Here is a 23,178-nt window from a genome sequence, read left to right as displayed (position 1 = left end):
CGTTCCCGTGCAGTAGCTGGTCGAGCCGCTCGCCAGGGCCCCGAAAGCCGCTCGGCTAGGCCCGGACCCGTCCGCGGATCCGGATAGCTGCCACCAGCGTGAACACCACGGTCATGGCGGCGAGCACGAAGATCACATATCCAGTGCCCACCTGCCAGTCCCCTACCTGTGCCGTGATGCCAAAGACGCTCTGCAGCTCCTCAATGGCTGCTGGCTGGTCCCCGGTCATGGCAGGAAGGGTCTCCGCGGTCATTTCCTGGCGGACCAGCATGGAGGACTGCAGGAACGGCAGCGCACTCACGAATTCCCGCACACCCTCCGGGAAGTTGCCCACCGGAATATAGGAACCGGCGATGAAGCCCAGCACGGTGCCGACAATGGTCGACAGGGCCGAGTACGCGCCGGCGGTTCGAATGAAGGAGACCGCAAAGGCGCTCAGCGCGGAGAATGCGAAGCAGGACAGCGCCAGGTACCCGCAGATCCGCAGCAGCGGAACGGCGCCGATGGTGACGCCGCTGACCACGAACAGGTAGACGAGGCTGACGATCAGCACGACGGCGGTCATGATCATCGAAATCATCACCGCGGAGAGCAAATAGCCCAGGATCAGCTTCTCCCGCCGGATCGGCGAGACCAGGAAGTCCTGGAAGCGTCCGGAGCCGGAGTCCTCCACGAACACAACCATGGCGCCCAGCGCCGTCGTAATGGTGGTGATGCCCAGGATGCCGGCGAACATCCAGCTGTCCACGAACCCGCGGATCTCGTCCTCGGTGGCCTGCGGAAAGGACTCGCCCAGCCCTTCGGTCTGCAGGTTGCCCAGGAACAGTGTGTAGAGCAGGAAGACGACCAGCGCGGAGACGAGGGAGAAGAACACGCCCAGCCGGTCGCGGAAGAACAGCCGCAGGTTCCGGGTGGTGATGTCCAGGACGACGTTCATCGTTGGGTTCCTTCCGGTGCTGCGGTGTCTGCCGGGACTTCCCTGCCGGTCAGGGCCAGGAACACGTCGTCCATGGTGCCGTGGCGGAACTCGAAGTCCAGGACGTCGTCGCCGTGCCGTTCCAGGATGCGGCGGGCGGTGTCTGCGGTTTCGACGCCGATGCGCACCGCCGCGCTGTCCCCGTCCTTGAGCTGCCCGCCCAGTTCCAGGACCAGTGCGTCGAGGCCGGGCCGGTTGCGGGTGGTCACGGTGAGGATGCTGCTGGAGTACTCCGACCGCAGCTGGGCCGGGGTGCCGTCGGCGATGATCCTGCCGGCGTCGATGATGCAGACCCGGTCCGCTTCCTCGGTTTCCTCCATGTAGTGCGTGGTGAGGAAGACCGTGAGCCCGTGCGCATCCCGCAAATCGTGGATGGTTTTCCAGACGATCGCCCGGCTGGCCGGATCCAGGCCCGCCGTGGGCTCGTCCAGGAAGATGATCGGCGGGGCGTGAAGCAGTGCCCTGGCAATGTCCACCCGGCGGCGCTGCCCGCCCGAATAGGTCCCGTAGCGGCGGTCAATGAACTCCCCCAGCTGAACGAGTTCTGCCAATTCGTTGATCCGCGCCTCGTTCTTCGCTGAGTCCGGGGAGTAGAAGCGTGCGCGGACGCGCAGGTTCTCGCGGCCGGTGAGCAGCGGGTCCAGGACAGAGTCTTGGAAAACGACCCCGATGTCCCGCCGCACGCGGTCCCCGGCCGTGCGCACGTTGTGTCCGGAGACCTCCGCCGATCCGGCATCAAAGGGATTGACCGTGGTCAGGCATCCGATGGTCGTGGACTTTCCCGCGCCGTTAGTGCCCAGGAACGCGAAGACACTGCCTGCTTCGACATCGAAACTGATGTCGTCGACGGCAGTCTTCGGCCCATATTTTTTCGTCAAGCCCCGTACCGAGATGGCAGGCTGGTTCGCCGTCACCGTGCTCCTTTTGAAAGTCGTCCGCAGAATCCCGGCGGACGGGAGCAGCAGAAAGCCCCCTGACCGGAAAGACTATCCGACCAGGGGGCCCTGCGTCCTGACGTGGAGTTTTTTGAATCCAGCCGGCTGGGCTACGGGGTGGCGCCGGGGCTCGGCGTCACGGCTCCCCCTGCTTCAGGCGCCGGAGACGCGGCGGGTTCTGCCGTTTCGACAGCAGGCGGCGGTGCTGCCGGGGGCGTGGGCGTCGCCTTCGTCGGACGCGGCACGGCAGTAGCCGACGGCTTCGGTGCAGTCTCCTCGTCCTCTTCTGCCTCTTCCGACTCGGAGGGGGACGGGCTCGGGCTGGGGTTGACCAGCAGGTTGCCCGGCGGGTTTGCGAACGGTTCACCCGGGTAGAGGCTGCCTGCCTGCTGCATGAACTTTGCCCAGGACGGAGCCGCGATCAGTGAGCCGTCAATTTCCGGGTAGAGGCGTCCGCCGATCTGCAGGCCGGACAGGGATTCGGTTCCGGCCTTCCAGTTGCCGATCCAGCTGGCCGTGGCCATGCCGGAGTTGTAGCCGATGAACCAGGTCTGCGAGCGGGAGTCGTTGGTTCCGGTCTTGCCTGCCATCGGCTGGAAGCCGTAGTTCAGGAGGGAGCCGGAACCGGACTTCATGACTTCCTGCGTCGCATAGTTCACGCCGCGTGCGGTTTCCTTGCTGATGACCTGCTCGCACTCGGGTTCGGGGACGTCATAGGTCTTGCCGCGCACATCGGTGACTTCCACCAGCGCGCGGGGTTCGCACACGTTGCCCTCTGCCGCGAAGCCGGCGAAGGCCTGGGCCATCGCCATCGGGGAAACGTCCTCCACGCCACCGATGAGGGCGGAGGGCTTCACTGAAAGCGGCTCTTCCTGACCGGAGGCGCTCTTGCCGTTGTGGACGCCCATCGATTCGGCAATCTCCATGATGCGGCACAGGTCCAGCTGCTTGGCGGTGGAGAAGGTGATGGTGTTCAGGGACTGCGCCAGCCCGTGGAGCACTGTGGCGTCGCCGTAGTTGGTGTCGCCGTAGTTCTGCGGAGTCCAACCCTCCGCCTCCCCGATCGGGTAGGCGCCGCCGTCGAGGCAGCTGGCCGTCCAGCGGTCGCCCTGCGGATACGTCTTCTTGCGGCCATCGAGCTGCGTGCCGAGCGACTTGCCCGCATCCACCCAGGCGGCCACGGTAAACGGCTTGAACGTTGACCCGGGCTGGAAGCCTCCGATGCCGCCCAGGCTCTTCGTGGGGTCGCCGTCCTGGTACTGGTCGACGTTGAAGTTCAGCATCGAGTCGCCCGGGTTCTCACCCGGGGTGAAGCGGGTGTTCTGGGCCATGGAGAGGATGTTGCCGGTACCGGGCTGCAGGCTGATCATCGAGTGCCCCACCTGGCCGGCCGTAGTGTCCGGGTTGGCGGTTTCGTTGACGGCATCCTGGGCAGCCTGCTGGACAGCGGGGTCCAGCGTCGTCTTGATCGTCAGGCCGGAACGGTACAGCACGGAACTGCGTTCCTCCGGGGTGTCCCCGAACTCTTCGCTGTTCAGGACCAGGTGTTCCACGTAGGAGCAGAAGTACGGCGCCTGTTCGGCGGCTACGCAACCGTTCAGGGTCGGGGTGATGTTGAGGTCCATCCCGGTGGCGATCGCGGCGTCGTACTGCGCCTGATCGATCTTGCCGTGCTCCAGCATGGTGCCCAACACGAGGTTCCGGCGTTCCAGCGCCGCCTCAGGGTATACCTGGGGATCGTAGGCGCTCGGACCCTTGACCAAGCCTGCGAGCAGGGCGCTCTGCTCGATGTTCAGGTCCTTGGCATCGACGTTGAACAGATACTTGGCTGCGGCTTGAACGCCGTAGGTGTCACCGGTGAAGGAAACAATGTTCAAATATCCCTCAAGGATCTCTTCCTTGCTCATCTCGTTTTCCACGGCGATGGCCAGGCGGACTTCGCGGACCTTGTCCGAAATGTTCTTGCTGCCGTTGAGGACCGCTTCTTCGCCGCGTTCCCTGGCCCCGTTGGCCAGCACGTTAGTGACGAACTGCTGCGTGATGGTCGAGGCTCCGCGGTTCGTTCCGGAGGACACGTTGCTGGCAATGGCGCCAAAAATACCCTGCACGTCTACGCCGCCGTGCTCGTAGTAGCGGTAGTCCTCAACGGAGAGCAGCGCATCGACCATGTGCGGAGAGATCTGGTCGAGCGTAACCGGCTGGCGGTTCTCTTCATACAGGGTGGCGATCAGCGAATCGTCAGACGCGAGGATCCGGGTGGGCTGGGCCAAAGTGGCACGCTCCAGGTCCGCGGGCAGTCCGTCGAAGAACGTGATTGAGGCCGAAGCAGCGGATCCGGCGCCTGCCGCCATGGGAACGAACAGCCCCGCGGTCAGCACGCCGCAGAGCACGCTGACTCCCAAAAAGGTGAGCAGGCGTCCGAAGGTGGTTGCCGTGGTGAACACGGGAGGTTTACGTGCAGCCATGATATGGGAGCATAACCCAGCATCCTAGGAATCCCGCGCTGATGGCGGCCCGATTACTGGACGGTAACGTTGCGCCTGAGCGCTTGTGGAGGATAATTCGGCACCAGCAGGAGTGACAGGTCTCATGTTTTTCAGTGCCGTTTTCAGGCCATGGACCCTCCCAGGAACTAATCTTCAGCACCCCATCCCAGCGGCGGTCTGCCACTGCTAGACTCCTGCACACTGGATGCCCGGACCACCCCGGCCGAGGAGAATCATGGCTCGATTACTCCACGATCTGCGCCGCCTGCGGAAGTCCGCGGGCGGGCGGCTCAGGACACCGCCGCCAACGCGCGGCAACCATGAAGAAATCCATGCACGGCTGAGTGCTGCCATGAGTTCCGCCCAGGCTACGGGCCGAATGCTGGACGAGCAGGAACGGGTCGCAACCGAGGCAGCAGCGCACTTCGCCTCTGTGGCTGAGGCCTACCGGCTGCGCCATGAAGCAGTGGAGACGGTTATGTCCGGAACCTCAGAGCCATCCACCTCAGTCCTTACCCTCGCTGGAACAGCCCGCAGGATGCACAGCCTCGCCCACGACAGGCAGGAACTCGCTGCATCACACCTGGACGACGTGCGTTCCCGCAGGGAACGGGTCCAGGAGCTGATTTCCGATCTGGTCAAGGCGCAGGCCCAGCTCCGTCTAGCCGTCACTGTTGAACAGAGCAAGGCAAGGCTGGACGGATTGGGCGGACCTCCAGCTGCCCTCCCCGGGCCCTCCAGCTCATTCGATGAAGAACTCCGTGAGGCCACCCGGCTGGCGCGGGAAGCAGAAGCCCTGGCAGAACTGAAAGGCGGATGGGCATGAGTTCAGAGTCCAGCGTTCGTGTAGGTGTTCCGTTCACCCCGCCCCGGTCGTATTCCGAGAAGGCCGTCAGCCGCATGGTTTTTGTGGCTGCGGCCTTCGTCATTTTTGGTGGCTTCAACGTGATCGCCGTCCTCCTTGCCGCCTTGCTGATTGTCTACCCTCTGCTCATCGTGCGGGAGCGGCTGATACTTCGCCCCCGCAGGGAGGAAACCGAGACAGCGGCACTGAACGACGCCGTCGCACAGTATTTCCCGGACGCTCCCAAGGTGCAGCGCGAGCAGTGGCGGGCACTGATGACCGCTCGCAAGGGCAAGGCGTTCCGTTTCCGGGACGACGTCGGCGGCGAAGTTCGCATGGTCCGGACCGGCCGTGCCGCCCTTGCCGGGCACACTGCCATGGCCGGCCAGCCGATGCGGCCGCACAGCGCCAGGCGCACCGAGATCGAGGTGACCTGCCGCTACGGGGATGTGGGCCTGGCCGATTTCGATACCGTCATGACGGCGTCGGGCCGCGACCCCAACATTGCCCGGGCGATCGCGGAAGTCCGCCGCGGTTACCGCCAGGGGCGGGACTCGGCTTAGGGCGGGATGTGGGGAGCCAAGCTGCGGGGCCGCCGGACGCCGGGTGCCAGCGGCGCGGGACTGCCGGACGGCCGGTGCCGGCCGCGAAGGGCTGGACGGCGGGTGCCGGCGGCGAAGGGCTGCGATTCACGAGGAGCCGCCACATGGAAAAGGCCCGCTTGAGGGCGGGCCTTTTTGGGTGTGGAGCTTAGGGGAATCGAACCCCTGACCTTTTCATTGCGAACGAAACGCTCTACCAACTGAGCTAAAGCCCCGGGTCCTGCATCGTGCCGGATGACCGGCCTTGTTAGGCTACGCCGATTCTAGGCACGCGAACAGTCTGCGGGCAAAATGCAGGCGTCCGGTTGAGGCCCGCTGGTGGCGTGGCTAGGCTCGCACAACGCACGGCCGGGTTCCGCCGCGTTCCCGGCTACCTGTCGTCGAACACCTAAGGAGCAGAAGATGAGCCTGATCAAAGACATGCTGACTTCCCACCCGGCCGGGAACTCGAATGTAGACATGGATGCACTCGCCGCCTGCATCGAAACTTGTTTTGACTGTGTCCAGACCTGTACAGCCTGTGCCGATGCCTGCCTGAGCGAGGACATGCTCGGCGATATGGTCAGCTGCATCCGGGCCGACCTGGACTGTGCAGAAATCTGTTCGACCACCGGCCGGGTCCTGGCCCGTGCCGGCATGGGCTATGCCTCGGCTGCGGACCTCGTCCGGGCCTGCGCCGCTGCCTGCCGCCGCTGCGCGGAGGAGTGCGAGCAGCATGCGTCCGCCCATGACCACTGCCGCATCTGTGCCGAGGCCTGCCACCGCTGCGCCGCCGCCTGCGATGCCCTGCTCCTGACGATTGGCTCCTAGCTGGCGTTTGGTGTGGTTCCGGCTGGCCCGCCAGGAAGCTCCTTCCGGCGGATGCCACGGCGGCTGGGGCCAGGACGGCGGGCGGCCTTGGCCTGGGACCAACCGGCCGAGAGTTCATTCTTTGCCTGAAAGGTGTACTGCCCTGAGGACCTCCCTATGCCAAAACAGCTCTTCCGTGAGCTTTCCCAGCCCTCGTTACCCCTGTAACCCTGTGTGACCCCATTGGCCACTCCCGTAACGAGGTGTGGGAAACCACGCAGCGCCGACCCGGGATTCGCTGCGTTTTGTCGGAATCGCTGCATCTTGGGACTGGGTTCGCTGCACTGTGGGAAAAAACCACCGACCTGGGACAAGATTTACTGCAGTTTGGGAAGAACTCGTCGCGGAGGGAGTTTCCGCGTACTGCGCCACGCAGCATTTTCCCTACACGGCCGAAAAGTCCCGGAACGCAGCAAAACCAGCGGGACGCCACGGGCTCCGGGGGCACAACGCCTCCGGTTGAGGTCCCGGGCGCCGGCGGGTCCAGACGGGCACAACGCCTCCGGTTGAGGTCACGGGCTCCGGGGGCACAACGCCTCCGGTTGAGGTCCCGGGCGCCGGCGGGTCCAGACGGGCACAACGCCTCCGGTTGAGGTCACGGGCTCCGGGGGCGCAACGCCTCCGGTTGAGGTCCCGGGCGCCGGCGGGTCCAGACGGGCACAACGCCTCCGGTTGAGGTCCCGGGCGCCGGCGGGCGCCGGGCGCCGGGTGCCGGGTGCCGGCGGGCGCCGGGTGGCGCCCGGTCCCGGGTGCCACCGATGGTCCTGCCCGGCGGGGGCAGAGTGGATCCGGCAAGGCAAGAACGCTCCGGGCTGCGGCGCAGCGGAACCCGCACCCGCACCCCCAACCCGCACCCCCAACCCGCACCCCGCACCCACACCCGCCGCACCCGCACCCGCACCCGCACCCGCACCCGCACCCGCACCCCAACAGCTAACCCCGCGAGCGCAGCACCCGCCCGATAATCCAGACAATCGGCGTGGCCACGCCCAGCAGGGCGATCGGGTTCGGACGGAACACCGCCGGACCGCCGTCACGCCCGGCATACACCCCGAGCGGCAGCACCAGGCCCCCGCCGCCTCCGCCGCCGTCACCGTCGGCATCTCCCCCGCCGCCGAACCCGGCCTGCACCAGCGCCACCGGCACCAGGGTTTCCCCGCCCACCTGCACCGGCTCGCCGTAGGCCCGCTGGACGGACACCGAGCGGAAGGATTCGGCCAGCTTCTCCACGATATTCACGAGGCACCGCCGCCCGAAGCCAGCATCCCGCGGATGTACGCAGCCTGTCCGGCGTGCTCCAGGCAGTCCGCCAGCGAACTGACCAGCCGGACGCCGAGGGTGACGGGCGGATCCCAGGACGTATCCACCACGCGGTCCAGGTCGGACGGGCCAAGCCCCGAGACAAACGCGATGGTCCGGGCGCTGACGGCGTCGTAATATCCCTGGAGCACTTCGCCGGACTGCACCCGGACCCTGGCAACTTCCTCGGAAGTGTGCCCGTACCCTGTGTCCTCGACTGCGAGCGGAAGACCCACACGATCCGCCCAGCCTTCGGCGGTCCACACCTGCTGGTGTCCCGCGACGTCGGAGACCTGGGCGTCCTCAACCCTGGCCAGGTGCCAGATGAGCCAGGCAATCGAGTTGCCGTCGGGGTACGGCCGGTGGTTCAGCTGGTCCGCGTCCAGCCCGGTGAGCACCCGGTTCACGGTTTGCGGCAGCCGCCCAAAGGCGTCAACTAGCAGGTCGCTGGCTTCCATAAGGTCTCCCCTGTCATCGACGGATCACGACGGCGTCCGCCGCCGCAGGTGGGCCTGCCCGCCATGGTGCCATCCCGCGCAGCCTGCCGAAAGGGGAAGGGTCCGCCGGCTTCTGTGCGGCAGCCTGAAAGAAAAGACCGGTGCCCGGTTACAGGCGATGGACCCGGTCCTAAACTGGCCGAATGGAGTGGATCGATGAACGTCCCGCCTGGCTTCCGCCCATCCCTCCTCCGCATCGGGGCCGGGCCCGGATCGTGGCGGGGATGCTGCTGGTTTCCGCCGTAATGCTCACGGTCCTGGTCACTGCTTTTCTGGGCGGGACTATCTCCATGTATCTCTGGTGGCCGCTGGCCGGCGGCCTGTTCCTCCTCGCATCCGGGCTGCTGAGCCGGCGCCGTTACCCCTGAAAACCCGTGCCGCGCAGAAAGTTCGGTGACCCGAACTTGTTTCACGCGCCTTGCCGAAGTTATGTTTCAGGCATGAAGACGACGACGTTTCCGCCCCGACTGCGACGCCTGGCCACCGGCGCTGCCCTCCTGATCGTCCTCTCAGCCTGTTCCGGTTCCGCGGACGCTGATGGCAGCAGCGACAGCAGTGCCGGCGCGGAAGACAAACCCGTAGTCCTGACCACCTTCACTGTGCTCGCAGACCTGGCCTCGAACGTGGCAGGGGAACACCTGAGCGTCGAGTCGATCACGAAGGCGGGCGCCGAAATCCACGGCTACGAGCCAACCCCGGGAGACATCCGCCGCGCGTCCAACGCCGACCTCATCCTGGATAACGGCATGTTCCTGGAAGCCTGGTTCGAGCAGTTCACCGCAGACCTGGACGTTCGCCGCGTCATGGTCAGCGAGGGCGTGGAGCCAATCAGCATCGCGGAAGACGCCTACGAAGGACTGCCGAATCCGCACGCCTGGATGTCCCCGCTCAACGCGCAGGCCTACGTGGACAACATGGCCGATGCCTTCGCCGAGCTCGACCCGGAGAACGCCGACGCTTTCCGGGCCAATGCCGCGGCCTACAAGGAAGAACTCCAGGACGTCCACGACCAGCTGGTGACCGGGCTCGGGGCGCTGCCGGAAAACCAGCGGGCGCTGGTCACCTGCGAGGGCGCGTTCTCCTATCTGGCGCGCGACGCCGGACTCACTGAACGCTACATCTGGGCCGTCAATGCCGAACGGCAGGCCACCCCGCAGCAGATCACCGCGACGATCGAATTCGTCAGGGAAAACAATGTGCCGGCAGTCTTCTGCGAGTCCACGGTCTCCGACGCTCCCATGCAGCAGGTCGTCGAAGCCACGGACACGGAGTTCGGCGGCGTGCTCTATGTCGATTCCCTCTCCGAAGAAGGCGGCCCCGTGCCCACGTACCTCGACCTGATCCGCCACGACACTGAAACCATTCTCGCGGGCCTGACGGGGGCGGACGCACAATGAGCACCTGGGCCCTGGAACTGGACTCGGTGACGGTCAGGTACGACGACGTCACGGCCCTCGACGAGGTCAGCCTCGCGGTGGCGCCCGGGCGGGTCTGCGGCCTGATCGGCATGAACGGCTCCGGCAAGTCGACCCTCTTCAAGTCCCTGATGGGCCTTGTGAAGCCGGTCTCCGGAACAATCCGGATCAGCGGACTGCCTCCCGCCAAGGCCCGCAAATCCGGGCTGGTTACCTACGTTCCGCAGAGCGAGGAAGTCGACTGGTCGTTTCCGCTCAGCGTGCGGGATGTGGTGATGACCGGCCGCTACGGCCATATGGGCCCCGCCCGCCGTCCCCGTCCGGCGGACCGCAACGCCGTTTCCGAGGCACTGGAACGGGTGGAACTTACTGACGTGGCGGACCGGCAGATCGGACGGCTCTCCGGCGGCCAGAAGAAACGCGCCTTCGTAGCCCGCGGCATCGCCCAGGGCGCGTCGATGATGTTGCTTGATGAGCCGTTCGCCGGCGTCGACAAGCGCTCCGAGGCGACCATCACCGCACTGCTGCGGGAGCTGGCCTCAGCCGGAAGGACCATCCTGGTCTCCACCCATGACCTGCATGCCCTGCCCCAGCTCGCTGACGAGGCGGCCCTGCTGATGCGGCGCGTCCTGGCGCACGGCAGCCCGCAGGAAGTGCTGCGTCCCGAACAGCTGGCGCGCGCCTTCGGCCTGGACATGCCCGACGGCGGCACACCGGCCAGCGCGCCCGAAGTTGCCGGCCTCCCGGAAGGCGCCCGGCCATGATCGAGCTGCTCACCGAACCCCTCGCCTACGACTTCATGGTCCGCGCCCTGGCCACCGCCGTCATTGCCTCGGTGGTCTGTGGTGTCCTCTCCTGCTGGCTCGTCCTGATCGGCTGGTCGCTGATGGGCGACGCCGTCTCCCATGCCGTGCTGCCCGGCGTCGTCCTCGCGTACCTGGTGGGAGCGCCTTTCGCCCTGGGCGCAGTGGTTTTCGGGTTCCTGGCTGTCGGGCTGATCGGCCTCGTCCGGGACACCAGCCGGGTGAAGGAGGACGCGGCGATCGGAATCGTGTTCACCACGCTGTTCGCCGCCGGCCTCGTGCTGATCTCCGTGACCCCCAGCCACACGGACCTGAACCACATCATCTTCGGCAACCTGCTCGGCGTCAGCTCCGCGGACCTGCTGCAGGTCGCCGTCCTCGCCGCGCTGACCCTGGGCGTCCTGCTCTTCAAGCGGCGCGACTTCACCCTCTACGCCTTCGACCGGACCCATGCCCACGCCGTCGGGCTCAATCCCCGGCTGCTCGGAGCGGCACTGCTGGGCCTGCTGGCGCTGACCGCCGTCGTCGCGCTTCAGGCCGTTGGCGTGATCCTGGTGGTGGCCATGCTGATCATCCCCGGCGCGGCGGCATACCTGCTGACCGACAGGTTTTCCGCCATGCTCTGGATCGCACCCGCAATTGCGGCGGGCTGTGCCGTCTCGGGCGTCTACGCGAGCTACTACCTGGACACTGCGACGGGCCCCATGGTGGTGCTCGCCCAGGGCGCCGTATTCACCCTGGCCTACCTCTTTAGCCCACGTCAGGGCGTTCTTGGACGCGGACTTGCCGCACGCCGCCGGGTCCGCGCCGCACGGCAAACCCCTATGATTGGCGCATGACTTCTGCTGCGTCGCCGGGTTCCGGATCCCAGTCCCAGACCCTCTCCCGCGGCATCCAGGCGCTGGAACTGCTGGCTGAGGCCGAAACTCCGCTGAGCATTGCCGACCTGTCGGTGGGCCTGGGCGTGCACCGCTCCATCGCGTACCGGATCCTGCGGACGCTCGAAGCGCATTCGCTCGTAATGCGCGACGACGCCGGCCGGGTTTCCGCTGCGCCCGGACTCGCCGCGCTGGCCCGGGGTGTGTCCCGCGACCTCCAGTCTGCTTCCCTGCCGGAACTCACCGTCCTGGCAAACGAGCTCGCCATGACTGCGTTCATCGCGGTCTGGGACCAGCACGACTGCGTCACCCTGGTCACCGTCGAGCCCCGGCACAGCCGCACCGCGCTCGTCCAGCGCCCCGGCACCCGGCACTCGTTCACCGCCGGTGCGCCGGGCATCGCCATCCAGTCCGCCGTCTCGGAGGAGCACTGGAACCGGCTCGCTCCCGGACAGCCCTACCGCGAGGAAGCGAAGCTGGCCCGCCAGCGCGGCTACGCGACCAGCCACAGCGAAGTCATCGAGGGGGTCGGGTCCGTCGCGGTTCCGGTCCAGGTTCCCGGCCAGCTGCCGGCGTCGCTGTCCGTGGTGTACTTCGGTCCCGGCAAGGACGATGCCGGCATCGGCGCCCGGCTCATTGAAAGTGTCCGCCAGATCGAGGCGCAGCTGCACTAGGGCCCGCGTTCCGGGGGAAAACTCCGGAGCCTGCGCGGTTAGGCAAGGTTTCTCTTGCTGGCAACCGGCGCCAAAGGAGCCTAAAACGAAAGCATGGCCCTTAACCGTGTGTCCTTTCAGAAGGCAGTCCGGACCTATCCGGTGGTGGCGTCGACAGTAGTGGTACTCGCCGCCGTCCTCATGCTGTGGGGGGCCGGTGCCGCAGGCCCCGCGCAGTGGATCGCCAGCCTGTACACGCTGGGAATCGTGGCGGTGACCGGCGTCGGGATGGTCCGTGACATCAAGCGCGGCCACTACGGCCTGGATATCCTGGCTGTCATCGCTATGCTGGCCACCGTCGCCGTGGGTGAGTACCTTGCTTCGCTGATCATCGTCCTGATGCTCTCCGGAGGAGAGGCACTGGAGGACTACGCCGCCGGGCGGGCCAAGGGAGAACTCGACGCACTGCTGGACCGCGCGCCGCAGATCGCGCACCGGCTGCCCGACGACGCTGACACCGGCGGAACACCGAAGCCGGGGCGCACCGAGCTGCCTGAGGACATTCCCGCCACCGAGGTCTGCGTGGGCGAGACCCTGCTCATCAAACCCTCCGAAGTGGTCCCCGTTGACGGCGTGCTGCTCTCAGCAGCCGCGTCCTTCGACGAGTCGTCCCTGACCGGTGAGTCCATTCCGGTTGCCCGCACCGCGGGAGAAGCGGTGATGAGCGGTTCGGTCAACGGCACGCAGGCGGTCCGGATCCGGGCCACCGCGACGACGGCGGACAGCCAGTACCAGCGGATCGTCGCCCTGGTCCGGGACGCTGCGGCGTCCAGGGCTCCGGTGGTCCGGCTCGCGGACCGGTTCGCGATTCCCTTCACTCTTGTCTCCCTGCTGATCGCAGGAATTGCCTGGGCGGTTTCCGGCGACCCGGTGCGGTTCGCTGAAGTGCTGGTCCTGGCCACGCCCTGCCCGCTGCTGATTGCCGCGCCGGTCGCCTTCATGGGCGGCATGAGCCGTTCGGCACGGCACGGCATCATCGTCAAGGGCGGCGCCACGCTGGAACAGCTCGCCACCGCCAGGACCGCGGCCTTCGACAAGACCGGCACCCTGACGTACGGCCGCCCGGAACTGGTGTCCGTGAATGCGCAGCCGGGTTTCAGCGAGGATGAGCTGCTGGGGCTGGCTGCGTCCGCGGAGCAGTACTCCTCCCACGTCCTGGCCGCCTCCGTGCTGGCCGCTGCGGAGGAGCGCGGCCTGCCCGTTTCCCCGGCGGACACCGCACAGGAAGTGGCAACCAACGGCGTCGAGGCCCTCATTCACGGCCAAACCGTCCGGGTGGGCAAGCGCCGGTTCATTGAGGAAGTGGACCCGTCTGCCGGAAGCGTGGACCTCTCCCCCGGCCAGATGGTGGTCTACCTCAGCGTGGACGGCCGGTTTGCCGGCAGCCTGATCCTCAGCGACACCGCCCGCCCGAACGCTGCCGCCACCCTGGCCCGGCTGCGCAGCCTGGGCATCCGCGAAACCGTGATGCTGACCGGAGACGGACAGGCGACTGCCAACAGCATCGCCGCCGCCGTCGGCATCTCCGATGTGCACGCGGAGCTGCTGCCGGAGGACAAGGTCAACGCCGTAGCCGCCCTCGAGCTGCGGCCGGTCATCATGGTGGGCGACGGCGTCAACGATGCCCCGGTGCTGGCGGCGGCCGACGTCGGAATCGCCATGGGTGCGCGCGGTTCGACCGCGGCCAGTGAGTCTGCGGACGCAGTGATCGTTGCCGATGACATCTCCAAGGTCGCCACGGCCATGGACATCAGCAAGCGGACCCTGCGGGTAGCGCTGGGCAGCATCTGGCTGGGCATTGCCCTGAGCCTGGTCCTGATGCTGGTGGCCGCCTTCGGGTTCATCCCGGCCGTTGCCGGTGCCCTAACCCAGGAACTGGTGGACCTGGCCACCATCCTGAACGCCCTGCGGGCACTGCACGGCAAAACCCTGTTCCGGCGTGCGGGCAAACCCGCTACGGTGGCTTCAGCGCCGATCCCCGGGTCCGTCTAGCAGGGCCTTTCCCCGGCGCCGACGGCAGCCAAAGGAGGCTGAAAGCGTGAGCACACCCAATCGGCCGGTGGCCTAGTTCAGTGCAGCCGACGACGGCGGCGCTCTCCCTCCGCGGACTGCATAAGGCTTTCGGCGCGAAAGTCTCGGTGGACCGCGTGAGCCTGGACGTTCCGGCCGGAGCCTTCTACGGGATCGTCGGGCCCAACGGAGCAGGCAAGACGACGCTCCTGTCCATGGCTGTGGGCCTGCTCCGCCCCGATGCCGGAACCTCCGCTGTGCTGGGTACCGATGTTTGGAGCGACAGCGTGCAGGCCAAGCGGGACCTGGGAGTCCTGCCCGATTCCCTCGCGATGCCCGAGTTCCTCACCGGCCGGGAAGTCCTGACGTTCATGGGCCGGCTGCGCGGGCTGGCCCCGGACACGGTGGATGCCCGGACCCAGGAACTGCTGGCCGTGATGGACCTGCTGGGCGAGGAGCGCACGCTCGTGGTGGACTATTCCACCGGCATGCGCAAGAAGATCGGGCTTGCCACTGCTCTGCTGCACAACCCGCGGGTATTGGTCCTCGACGAGCCTTTCGAAGCGGTGGATCCTGTGTCCTCGCTGGTCCTGCGGCGGATCCTGACACGGTACGTGGCGAGGGGCGGCGCCGTGGTGCTCTCCAGCCATGTGATGCCGTTGGTCGAACAGCTCTGCGACTCGGTGGCGGTGATGTCGCAGGGCACCATTGTTGCCAGCGGACCGCTGGACCTGGTCCGCGGGAACGGAACCCTGGAAGAGGCTTTCACCGGCCTGGTCGAGAGCGGAGCTGGCAGTTCCGAAGGGCTGCCGTGGTTGGGGAACTGATCCGGATGCGGCTGGCGCTGGCCCGCAACGCGGCGGCTGCCGGTGGCGGTGCCGTTTGGAAATGGTGCGGGGTCGTCGTGGGCGGGGCCCTGGCCGTGGGGGTGGTGGTCCTCGCGGCGCTGCCGCTGCAACCGGCGTCGCTGGTTCCCGATCTGCTCGGCGTTGCCTATCTCAGCTGGCTGATCGGCTGGCTGGTGGGACCGGTGCTCTCCCCCGCGCCGCTGCTGCGGCCGTCCTACCTGGCAATGCTCCCGCTGCAGCGGCGCAGGCTAGCGGCCGGGCTCCTGGTCGCCGGGTTCTTCGGTCTGTCCAGCGCCGTGACCGGGGTGCTTTTCACCAGCCTGGTGGTCTATGCCGTTCGCCTGGGAGTGTTTCCCGCGCTCCTGTCCCTGCCGCTGGCCGCACTCCAGATGTGCCTGCTGGTGCTGATGTCCCGGGTAGCCTACGTGGTCTTTGGCCGGCTGGCCCGGGCCCGCAGCGGGGCGGCACTGAACGGGCTGCTGCTCGCCGTCGTGCTGGTGCTGACCCAATCGGGCTGGATGCTGTTCGTCGGGCTGGCCGCTTCCGGCCTGCTGGAGCAGGGCTTTCCGGCGGGCATATCAGCGGCCCTGCGGTGGGCGCCGTCGGGGTGGGCCCTCGCCGCGGTGGAATCGGCGGGCGCGGGAAACTGGGCACAGACGGTGGCCGCTGTCACGGGGATGCTGGTCCTGGGCGCGGTCCTGCTGATCCTGTGGAGCACCACCCTGGGCGAGGCCCGCGGCGCCCGGGCGCTGGTCCGCGGTTCCGCCGGCCGCCGCACACCGCGCAGCATGATCCTGCCGGCCGCAGCCGTGCTGCAGAAGGAACTGCGCAGCTGGGTCCGTGATCCGTCCCGGCTGGCAGCCGTGACCACCCCGCTGGCATGGGGCCTGCTCACCGCTGTGCTGCCGCTGACCTACGGGTCGGCTGACCTGCTGCCCTGGGCCGGGACGCTTATTGCGGTCATGGGCGCGAGCATGTGCGCCAACCTGTACGGCTTCGACGGCACCGGGGTGTGGCTGGCCCTGCAAAGCGGCACTGAACGGGCGGACGTGCGGGGCCGGCAGTGGGCGTACCTGGCCCTGTTTGGTCCCGTGTCGCTGCTGGCCACCGTTGCCGGTACGGCCTGGTCCGGGCTGGACTGGGCGTGGCCGTGGGCGCTGGCGGGGGTGGCAGGAGCGGTTGGCGGGGGTGCCGGGCTGATCGCCTGGACCTCCGTGGCAGCGCCCGTTCCAGGACCCGATGCCACCGATCGGGCCGAGAACCCGGTGGAGGGAACGGAGGGCGTTGGGCCGGCATTCGCCGTGTTCTTCGCGGCGTTCGTCCCTCCGCTGCCGGGGTTGGCGGTTGTGCTGGCGGGAACGCTGACGGGATCGGCTGCACTGCAGTGGGCCGGGGTGCTGGCTGGTGCGTCCACCGGGGTCCTGCTGGCCTGGGGGCTGGGCCGGCTGGCTGCCGCCCGGCTTGTCCGGACCGGCCCGGAACTCCTGCAGCTGATGCGTACCCGGCATGCCGCACCGGCCAAAACCGCCGGCCCTACCCAGGAGCCGGAACTCACCGGGCGGGAAAGCACACTGGTACTTCTTGGCTGGATTGCCGGGCCGGCATTGCGCAGGGACTGGTTCCGGCGGTTCTCAAGCTGACCGGCAACACCGACGTGCGTGTCTGGTTCCTGGCCATGTACTTGCCGGAACCGTGGGGCTGGCTCACCAGCATCGGCATGATGCTGCTTGGCGCAGCGCTGACCCGGATGGCACTTCAGGTGCGGAGGCGTGCTGCGGGAAATGCAGTGCCCGAAGCCGCCCCGGCCGTCCAGGGCAGCGGCTGACAGGTCAGGGTTGCAGCCCGGCAAGCAAACTGTTGGGCCCCGGACCCTTGTCGGTTTCCAGGATGTACTGGATGGGGATGGCGCCGGTTGCGGCCACGCCCTTGAACACACGCACGCGGTGGCGGATGTCCCCTTCCAACCCGTCCCCGCGGACCAGGCGGGAGAAAATCGGAGCAGCCACGGAGGTGCTGCCGGTCTTCTCACACCAGATGATGTACATGCCATAGAGGTCCGCGGCGGGAAGTACGGCACTGTCATCGAGGTCCCGGACGGTGCATTCGTCGAGGAATTGGCGAACCTGCTGCTTGTGGATGTCCATGATTCTCAGCTCTGAAGGTTGTGCGTGGGTGATGCGTTGGGGCCCGGGAATGGATCGAGTGCCGCTGCGCCCTGGGCGGGTCATCATGCGCGGACGGAGGAATCGGCGGTGGGCAGCTGCACAGGGGCTGGTAGCTGGAAGCCAGGAATGGTCTACACCGTAGACGCTAGCTGTAGACTGCCTACTAAGCAACCTTACGGATAGAGTTCCGGTGTGCTCTTTCCCCTCAACGGAACGGATTGTCCATGCCAGCTCCGCCGCGGATCCCGTCCAGTCCAGGGAACAAAAAGCCCCGGCTGAACCGCGATTTGGTGCTCAGCACCGCCCTGAAGCTGGTGGACTCGATCGGACTGGACTCTCTGAGCATGCGCCGGCTGGGCCAGGAGCTGAACTGCGACCCGATGGCTCTCTACCGCTACGCCGCCAACCGGGCAGAGCTGCTCGACGGAGTCACCGAACTGGTCCTGAACGAACTGGCCATTGACCCGGACGCCTCGGACTGGCAGCGTCAGCTGCGAGCCACCGCCCATGATGTACGGCAGCTGGCGCTCCGCCACCCCAATGCCGTGCCGCTTCTGGTCACCCGGCCGCTCTCCACCCCGCTGGGGCTGCGGCCGCTGGGAATGCTGCGGCCGCTGGAGCTGATCGTGGCGCTGCTGATCCGGGCCGGCTTTGCACCGGCGGATGCACTGCACGCCTACCGGACCTATTACGGATTCCTCTACGGCCACATTCTCAACGAACTCCAGGAACTCGTTGTGAACCCGGAGGAAGAGGACCCGGTACTGCGCCTTGGCCTCTACCGGCTCCCGTCGAAGGATTTCCCCCACCTCCGGTCCCTGGCGCCGGTCCTGGCAGAGTATGACGGCGCTGCCGAGCTTGATGAAGGGCTGGATATCCTGCTCACGGGGCTGGCCCAGAAACTCGGCGGCGGGCCCCGGCCCGGGAACGATACGACCAGCTAAGGAGGTTTCCGGCAATGACACGGGAGAAGAAGTCATTAAGGCTGCGTATTGCAGCGTTGCGTTACCGTTTCGCGGAGTCGCTGTTCCTGTTCCCGGCGCTGCTGATGCTTGCCGGCATTGCCCTGGCCGTAGGCGCAGCGGCACTGGACCGCGCCGTCGGGCACGATGCCCGGATACCACTGACGCTGGCCATGAGCAGCAACGCTGCCACCTGGCTGTTGGCCACCGTCGCCGGGGCGATGATCACCACGGTTGGCGTGGTCTTTTCGCTCACGGTGGTCAGCCTGCAGCTGGCCAGCGGCCAGTTCTCCCCGAGGGTCATGCGGTCCTTCATCCGGGACCGCCTGAGCCAGGGCGTCATCGGCCTGCTGGTGGGGACCTTCTTCTACTGCATCCTCATTCTGCCGAGCCTGAGCGGAGACCCCTCAGCTGACGCTCCCCGGATCTCACTGACGCTCGCCGTTGTCCTGACCCTGGTGACGGTGGTGGGCATTATTGCCCACCTGGACCATCTTTCGCGCGGCCTCCAGGTGGGCAACCTGGCCCGTGCCATCGCCGCGGAAGGCGGCCGCGTTGCGGCCGGACTCGGCGAGGCCCCGTCCGGCCTGCAGCCGGCCGACCCGCGGGACTTCCACCCGCCTGCCGACGCCGCCGTCATCCCCAGCCCGGTCAGCGGCTGGGTGAGCCAGGCGGACAGCTCCCGGCTGCTCCGCTCCGTGCCGGCGGGCACCACAGTCCGCCTGGAAACCCGCATCGGCGCCTATATTCACGCGGATGAGCCGCTATTCACCGTCTGGCCGGCACCTCCGGAACACTGCCGGGAGGAACTGGCCGGCGCGATCGAAGTGGCGGAGGCGCGCACCATGCTGCAGGATGCGGATTTCGCGATCCGGCAGCTGGTGGATATCGGCCTGCGGGCCCTGAGCTCGGCCATCAACGATCCGACCACCGCGGTGGAAATCACCCTGCGGCTGGGGAGTCTGCTGCGCCGGATCCTGACCACTGACCTGGCTCCCGAAGCACTCAAAGATGACTCCGGGCGGGTGCTGGTCCAGCCCTGGAACCTGGATCATGAGGAGTACGTCGACCACGCGTTTGACCAGCTGCGCCAGTCCTGCCTGGACCAGCCGGAGGTGGCGTCTGCGCTGCTTCGGGTGCTGCGGATGCTGATCACTCATGTGAATGACAACGGGCACCCCGAACGCGCGGCAGCCCTGCACCGGCAGATGAACCTGCTCCTGGAATCCCTGCGCGCCCACCCCGGTCTCAACCCGGAGGACCTTCGACGGCTGGAATCGCTGTCCTCGGATGAAACGGATCCGGCCGACCACAGCCGGTAGCTCCCTGTTATCAGGACGAGGAGCTGACTGTGGCCGGCCAGCACCAAGCCGGCTAGGAAACCGGAGCCAGCTCCGGGTAGTCGGTGTAGCCGGCGGCGCCGTCGGTGTAGAAGGTGGCGTAGTCACACGCATTCAGCGGGTGGTCTTCCTGCCAGCGGCGCGCAAGGTCCGGATTGGCGAGCGCAGGGCGGCCGACGACGACGGCGTCAGCCAGGTCCTCTTCGAGCAGGGCGAGCGCGGACTCACGGGTGGTTTCCACGCCGAAGCCGGTGTTCAGCAGCACCGGTCCGGCGAAGCGGCGGCGCAGCTCCTGGACCAGGGCATCGGCCGGGTCCTTGTGCAGGATGCTGAGGTACGCCGGCTTCAGCAGTGCTATGCCGTCCACCAGGGCCGTGTAAGTGGCCAGCACGTCCTCGCGGTCAGTTTCCAGCACGTCCTGGATGTTGTGTTCCGGGGAGATACGGATGCCGGTGCGCTCTGCACCGACGGCTTCGACTACGGCCCGGAAGGCCTCGAGGACAAAGCGGGCCCGGTTTTCCGGGGATCCGCCATAGGAATCAGTGCGGGTGTTGGAGACGGGTGAGAGGAATTCATGCAGTAGGTAACCGTTGGCGCCGTGCAGCTCAACGCCGTCGAACCCTGCCTTGATGGCGTTAGCGGCAGCGGACGCGAATTCCTGGGCGACGCCGGGCAGCTCAGCTTCGGTCAGGGCATGCGGCACCGGATAGGGCTGCTTTCCGTCGTACGTGTGTGCTTCACCGGAGAGCGCGATGGCGCTGGGAGCTACCGGCTGGCGGCCGCTGACGTTCTCATGGCCGACGCGGCCGGAGTGCATGAGCTGGGCGACGATCCGCCCGCCGGCTTCATGCACGGCGTCGGTGACGCGCTTCCAGCCGGCGACGTGTTCCTCGGTGACCAGGCCGGGCATCCGGGTGTTGCCCTGACCGGTGAAGGACGGGTAAATGCCTTCGCTGACAATCAGGCCGAGCGAGGCGCGCTGGCGGTAATAATCCACCATGATGTCGGTGGGGACGCCGTCGAGGTTGGCGCGCATGCGGGTCAGCGGGGCCATAACAAGCCGGTTGGGCAGTTCCATGGTGCCGACGGCCAGCGGGGTAAACAGGTTCACTAGGACGGGTGCTTTCTCTCGATCGCATCAGGGCAGGGGTTGTCCCGACGTTCGTACACCCAGCAACAACCCGCAGCCCGGCCGCAGATATTCCGTCAGCGCGGCAAGATCACACCCCCCGCGAGGTGGAGCCGGCCGTGACCGATCCGGGCCCGGTACTTGAGCCCGCCGGCTGCGGTTCAGGGGCAATGAAGAAGTTGTCGCGGAACAGCCCGGACGGATCCCAGGCCGCCTTCAGCGCCTGCAGCCTGCGCAGGTGACCGGGCGGGAAAGCGCGGGCCACGACGTCGGGCCCGGTGTCCGTTTCGAAACTAAGGTACATGCCTTCCATCAGGGGAAGGAGGTTGCGCCAGAGCTGCTGCACGTCGTCGGACCGGCCTCCCAACAGGGAGATCAGGAAGTTGGCTTCCCGCCATCCGAAGGCCGTCGAGTCGGCCGGATAACTGCCCACCGCTCCCCCGGCCGAACGGACGCTGAGGAAGAAGGGCCGGTCAGCGGCCATGATTCCCGCCAGGCCACGCGTCACATCGGCGTCCAGGTGGCGGACCAGGCCGGAATGGCCGTGCGGCTCGCCTCTGCCGGACTGCCCCTCGCCTGTCAGCGGCACCTCCATCAAGGCCGCGTAAGGCACCATCTGAACCAGCTGATCGGCCAGCGGCGCCAGCCCGGTGAAAGGCTGCAGCTGCTCAAGTACGGCGTCCGGATCGCTGGAATCCACCACGATCACAGCCTGGACCGCTGACGGCCTGCCGGCCCCGGCGAGCCCCACCATCAGTGATCCGGTGACAATGGGATCCGCTGCCTCAATCGTGCTCCCCCACCCCTCCAGGAACGCCGCGACGTCATCGGGAGTAAACACGAGCATCGCGAAACCCACCTGAGCGGCTACCGGGTGGGCCTCGAACTCAAAGGAGACGACGGCGCCAAAGTTCGCGCCCGCGCCGCGCACAGCCCAGAACAGATCACTGTTTTCCTCCGCGCTGGCGTGCACCAGGGCCCCGTCTGCGGTGACAACGTCCACGGAGCGCAGGTAGTCGATGGTCAGGCCGCGTTCGCGGGCGAACCAGCCGAACCCGGCCGTTGTGGCAAGACCTCCGACACCGACTCCGCCGTAGTCCCCGGAGGTGACCGCCAGTCCCCGGGGGGCCAGTGCCTTTGCCACTTCGCCCCAGCGAGCGCCCGGCCCCACCTGGACCCGGTTGCCGTCACGGACGGTGATGGAATTCAGCGCATCGAGCGCCAGCACGATTCCGCCGGTGTTCAGCGACCTGCCTGAGAGCCCGTGCCCGGCACTGAAGATTCCGAACGGAACATCCCGGTGGCGGGCGGCGAAGCGCACCGCGTCCTGCACCTCGGCTGGATTCTCGGGACGGACGACGACGCCGGGCCTGGCACCGCGAAAGTAGCTGGACGTATAGCGGGCGTATCCCGGATCACCCGGCAGCAGTGTCCGGGCAGCCAGTGCTTCCGGGATCGACTCACCCTGGAACGTCCGAGCCGGTACCGGTTCAACAAGAGTGGAACCCGGCACCGTATTCGAGATCTCCCCCGGAGCTGGGCTGCCGGCACGGGCCCGGGCTATCCGCGTCTGCGCCACCCTGTCACGGACCCGGGGCGCGGTGGTTTCGGCAAACCGCCGCAGCTCCTCCGGGTCATCGGAGGCGAGAATGAACACGCTCATGCCGTGCCCGGTTGCCAGTTCTGCCAGGTCTTCCGCGGAGGACTGCGGTGTCACGTTCAGCAAGCGGGTAATCTGCCGCGGGTCCCGCCCTGCCTTGCGGGCGGATTCGTCGATGACCTGGTTGCCGCGGTCGACGTCGCCGGGTTTCAGCCAGGGCAGGCTCGGCAGCCAACCGTCGCCCTTCCGGCCGATGATTCGCTGCATCCTGGGCTTCTGCGCTCCCAGCCAGATCGGGATGTTATGCGCCGGTGCCGGCCCCCGCTTCGCACCGTCCACCCGGTGGAACTGGCCGTCCACGCGTAAACGTTCCGGGTTTTCGGAGTCCCAGATTCCCCGGATGATATCCAGCGCCTCCTCCAGTCCGGAGACTGCATTCCCCGCGGTCAGCTGCGGCGCTCCCATTGCTGCCATGGGTTCGAGGTAGGCGCCGGCGCCGAGGCCAAGTTCCACCCGTCCGCCGCTGAGCCGGTCAAGGCTTGCCAAGGAGCGGGCCAGCACCGCTGGCTGCCGCAGCGGCAGATTCAGCACGTTCCCCGAGACATGGATGCGCGAGGTTCTGGCGGCGACCCAGGACAGCAGGGTCCAGGTGTCCAGGAACTGCGGCTGGTAGGGGTGGTCCTGGAAGGTGACCAGGTCCAGTCCCAGCTCCTCGCTGAGCAGGGCCAGGTCGACTGGAAACTGCGGCGCGGACGCCAGCGGGGTGATGAAGCTGCCGAAACGCAGCGGATGCAGGTAATCAGGCATGCCTTCAGCATCTGCTCACC

The 23,178-nt window shown here is 67.2% G+C and carries 22 protein-coding genes and 1 tRNA gene; 14 read left to right on the top strand and 9 right to left on the bottom strand.

Going from position 1 to position 23,178, the window contains the following annotated elements; translation table 11 throughout:
- Positions 1–55: 55 nt before the first annotated feature.
- The 3 genes from LOC59_RS00660 to LOC59_RS00650 form a co-directional block, all read right to left on the bottom strand.
- The gene (locus LOC59_RS00660) at positions 56–937 is read right to left on the bottom strand and encodes an ABC transporter permease (RefSeq protein ID WP_227895916.1); all 882 of its coding nucleotides are present in this window, start codon (positions 935–937) and stop codon (positions 56–58) included.
- On the bottom strand, positions 934–1,854 hold the full coding sequence (locus LOC59_RS00655) for an ABC transporter ATP-binding protein (protein ID WP_229970171.1): 921 nt from the start codon (positions 1,852–1,854) through the stop codon (positions 934–936). The genes LOC59_RS00660 and LOC59_RS00655 overlap by 4 nt, the downstream gene beginning before the upstream one ends.
- A gap of 167 nt (positions 1,855–2,021) precedes the next feature.
- The gene (locus LOC59_RS00650; protein ID WP_229970169.1) at positions 2,022–4,376 is read right to left on the bottom strand and encodes a transglycosylase domain-containing protein; all 2,355 of its coding nucleotides are present in this window, start codon (positions 4,374–4,376) and stop codon (positions 2,022–2,024) included.
- Positions 4,377–4,632: 256 nt separating this feature from the next.
- On the opposite strand from LOC59_RS00650, the gene LOC59_RS00645 reads away from it, so the two are divergent.
- Complete coding sequence (locus tag LOC59_RS00645; RefSeq protein ID WP_227895919.1) at positions 4,633–5,223, top strand: hypothetical protein; 591 nt, start codon at positions 4,633–4,635, stop codon at positions 5,221–5,223.
- The gene (locus LOC59_RS00640) at positions 5,220–5,804 is read left to right on the top strand and encodes a hypothetical protein (RefSeq protein ID WP_227916796.1); all 585 of its coding nucleotides are present in this window, start codon (positions 5,220–5,222) and stop codon (positions 5,802–5,804) included. The genes LOC59_RS00645 and LOC59_RS00640 overlap by 4 nt, the downstream gene beginning before the upstream one ends.
- Positions 5,805–5,985: 181 nt before the next feature.
- On the opposite strand, the gene LOC59_RS00635 is transcribed toward LOC59_RS00640, so the two are convergent.
- Positions 5,986–6,058: transfer RNA gene (locus LOC59_RS00635), tRNA-Ala, on the bottom strand.
- 187 nt (positions 6,059–6,245) lie between these two features.
- Here LOC59_RS00635 and LOC59_RS00630 point away from each other — a divergent pair.
- Complete coding sequence (locus tag LOC59_RS00630; RefSeq protein ID WP_229970166.1) at positions 6,246–6,653, top strand: four-helix bundle copper-binding protein; 408 nt, start codon at positions 6,246–6,248, stop codon at positions 6,651–6,653.
- Between the two features lie 972 nt (positions 6,654–7,625).
- Here the strand turns inward: LOC59_RS00630 and LOC59_RS00625 are convergent.
- Together LOC59_RS00625 and LOC59_RS00620 are read right to left on the bottom strand one after the other, a co-directional pair.
- Positions 7,626–7,931, bottom strand: a complete 306-nt coding sequence (locus tag LOC59_RS00625; protein ID WP_227916798.1) for a hypothetical protein — start codon at positions 7,929–7,931, stop codon at positions 7,626–7,628.
- Positions 7,928–8,449, bottom strand: a complete 522-nt coding sequence (locus LOC59_RS00620; RefSeq protein ID WP_227895923.1) for a mycothiol transferase — start codon at positions 8,447–8,449, stop codon at positions 7,928–7,930. The genes LOC59_RS00625 and LOC59_RS00620 overlap by 4 nt, the downstream gene beginning before the upstream one ends.
- Before the next feature lie 182 nt (positions 8,450–8,631).
- Between LOC59_RS00620 and LOC59_RS00615 the strand changes: the two genes are divergently transcribed.
- From LOC59_RS00615 to LOC59_RS00575, 9 genes are all read left to right on the top strand, one after another.
- Positions 8,632–8,856 carry a hypothetical protein gene (locus tag LOC59_RS00615; protein WP_229970163.1) on the top strand — a complete coding sequence of 75 codons (225 nt, stop codon included), beginning with the start codon at positions 8,632–8,634 and terminating at the stop codon, positions 8,854–8,856.
- Between the two features lie 72 nt (positions 8,857–8,928).
- Positions 8,929–9,885, top strand: a complete 957-nt coding sequence (locus LOC59_RS00610) for a metal ABC transporter substrate-binding protein (RefSeq protein WP_229970161.1) — start codon at positions 8,929–8,931, stop codon at positions 9,883–9,885.
- The gene (locus LOC59_RS00605) at positions 9,882–10,667 is read left to right on the top strand and encodes a metal ABC transporter ATP-binding protein (RefSeq protein WP_229970158.1); all 786 of its coding nucleotides are present in this window, start codon (positions 9,882–9,884) and stop codon (positions 10,665–10,667) included. Before LOC59_RS00610 ends, LOC59_RS00605 begins: the two co-directional genes overlap by 4 nt.
- Positions 10,664–11,545 (top strand): metal ABC transporter permease, encoded by an 882-nt coding sequence (locus LOC59_RS00600; RefSeq protein WP_229970155.1) that lies wholly within the window; start codon positions 10,664–10,666, stop codon positions 11,543–11,545. Before LOC59_RS00605 ends, LOC59_RS00600 begins: the two co-directional genes overlap by 4 nt.
- Complete coding sequence (locus tag LOC59_RS00595) at positions 11,542–12,258, top strand: IclR family transcriptional regulator (protein WP_229970151.1); 717 nt, start codon at positions 11,542–11,544, stop codon at positions 12,256–12,258. The genes LOC59_RS00600 and LOC59_RS00595 overlap by 4 nt, the downstream gene beginning before the upstream one ends.
- Positions 12,259–12,351: 93 nt before the next feature.
- Positions 12,352–14,289 carry a heavy metal translocating P-type ATPase gene (locus tag LOC59_RS00590; RefSeq protein WP_227916804.1) on the top strand — a complete coding sequence of 646 codons (1,938 nt, stop codon included), beginning with the start codon at positions 12,352–12,354 and terminating at the stop codon, positions 14,287–14,289.
- Between the two features lie 80 nt (positions 14,290–14,369).
- Positions 14,370–15,134, top strand: a complete 765-nt coding sequence (locus LOC59_RS00585; protein WP_227916805.1) for an ABC transporter ATP-binding protein — start codon at positions 14,370–14,372, stop codon at positions 15,132–15,134.
- Complete coding sequence (locus tag LOC59_RS00580; RefSeq protein ID WP_229970148.1) at positions 15,119–16,795, top strand: hypothetical protein; 1,677 nt, start codon at positions 15,119–15,121, stop codon at positions 16,793–16,795. Before LOC59_RS00585 ends, LOC59_RS00580 begins: the two co-directional genes overlap by 16 nt.
- 35 nt (positions 16,796–16,830) lie before the next feature.
- Positions 16,831–16,980, top strand: a complete 150-nt coding sequence (locus LOC59_RS00575) for a hypothetical protein (RefSeq protein WP_229970145.1) — start codon at positions 16,831–16,833, stop codon at positions 16,978–16,980.
- A gap of 4 nt (positions 16,981–16,984) precedes the next feature.
- Here the strand turns inward: LOC59_RS00575 and LOC59_RS00570 are convergent, their stop codons facing one another.
- Complete coding sequence (locus tag LOC59_RS00570) at positions 16,985–17,299, bottom strand: winged helix-turn-helix domain-containing protein (protein ID WP_227895932.1); 315 nt, start codon at positions 17,297–17,299, stop codon at positions 16,985–16,987.
- A gap of 245 nt (positions 17,300–17,544) precedes the next feature.
- Between LOC59_RS00570 and LOC59_RS00565 the strand changes: the two genes are divergently transcribed.
- Both LOC59_RS00565 and LOC59_RS00560 read left to right on the top strand, forming a co-directional pair.
- Positions 17,545–18,264 carry a TetR/AcrR family transcriptional regulator C-terminal domain-containing protein gene (locus LOC59_RS00565; protein WP_227916807.1) on the top strand — a complete coding sequence of 240 codons (720 nt, stop codon included), beginning with the start codon at positions 17,545–17,547 and terminating at the stop codon, positions 18,262–18,264.
- A 14-nt stretch (positions 18,265–18,278) separates the two neighbouring features.
- Positions 18,279–19,604, top strand: coding sequence for a DUF2254 domain-containing protein (locus tag LOC59_RS00560; protein WP_227916808.1), 1,326 nt, complete (start codon positions 18,279–18,281; stop codon positions 19,602–19,604).
- A 52-nt stretch (positions 19,605–19,656) separates the two neighbouring features.
- On the opposite strand, the gene LOC59_RS00555 is transcribed toward LOC59_RS00560, so the two are convergent.
- Positions 19,657–20,733 carry an alkene reductase gene (locus LOC59_RS00555; protein ID WP_227916809.1) on the bottom strand — a complete coding sequence of 359 codons (1,077 nt, stop codon included), beginning with the start codon at positions 20,731–20,733 and terminating at the stop codon, positions 19,657–19,659.
- A gap of 109 nt (positions 20,734–20,842) precedes the next feature.
- The gene (locus tag LOC59_RS00550; protein ID WP_229970143.1) at positions 20,843–23,158 is read right to left on the bottom strand and encodes an LLM class flavin-dependent oxidoreductase; all 2,316 of its coding nucleotides are present in this window, start codon (positions 23,156–23,158) and stop codon (positions 20,843–20,845) included.
- Between the last annotated feature and the right edge of the window lie 20 nt (positions 23,159–23,178).

It is taken from the genome of Arthrobacter sp. zg-Y916 (assembly GCF_020907385.1).
GTDB classification, from domain to species: domain Bacteria; phylum Actinomycetota; class Actinomycetes; order Actinomycetales; family Micrococcaceae; genus Arthrobacter_B; species Arthrobacter_B caoxuetaonis.
Note: the sequence above shows the minus strand (reverse complement) of the source record. Positions and strands in the feature narration are given on the sequence as shown.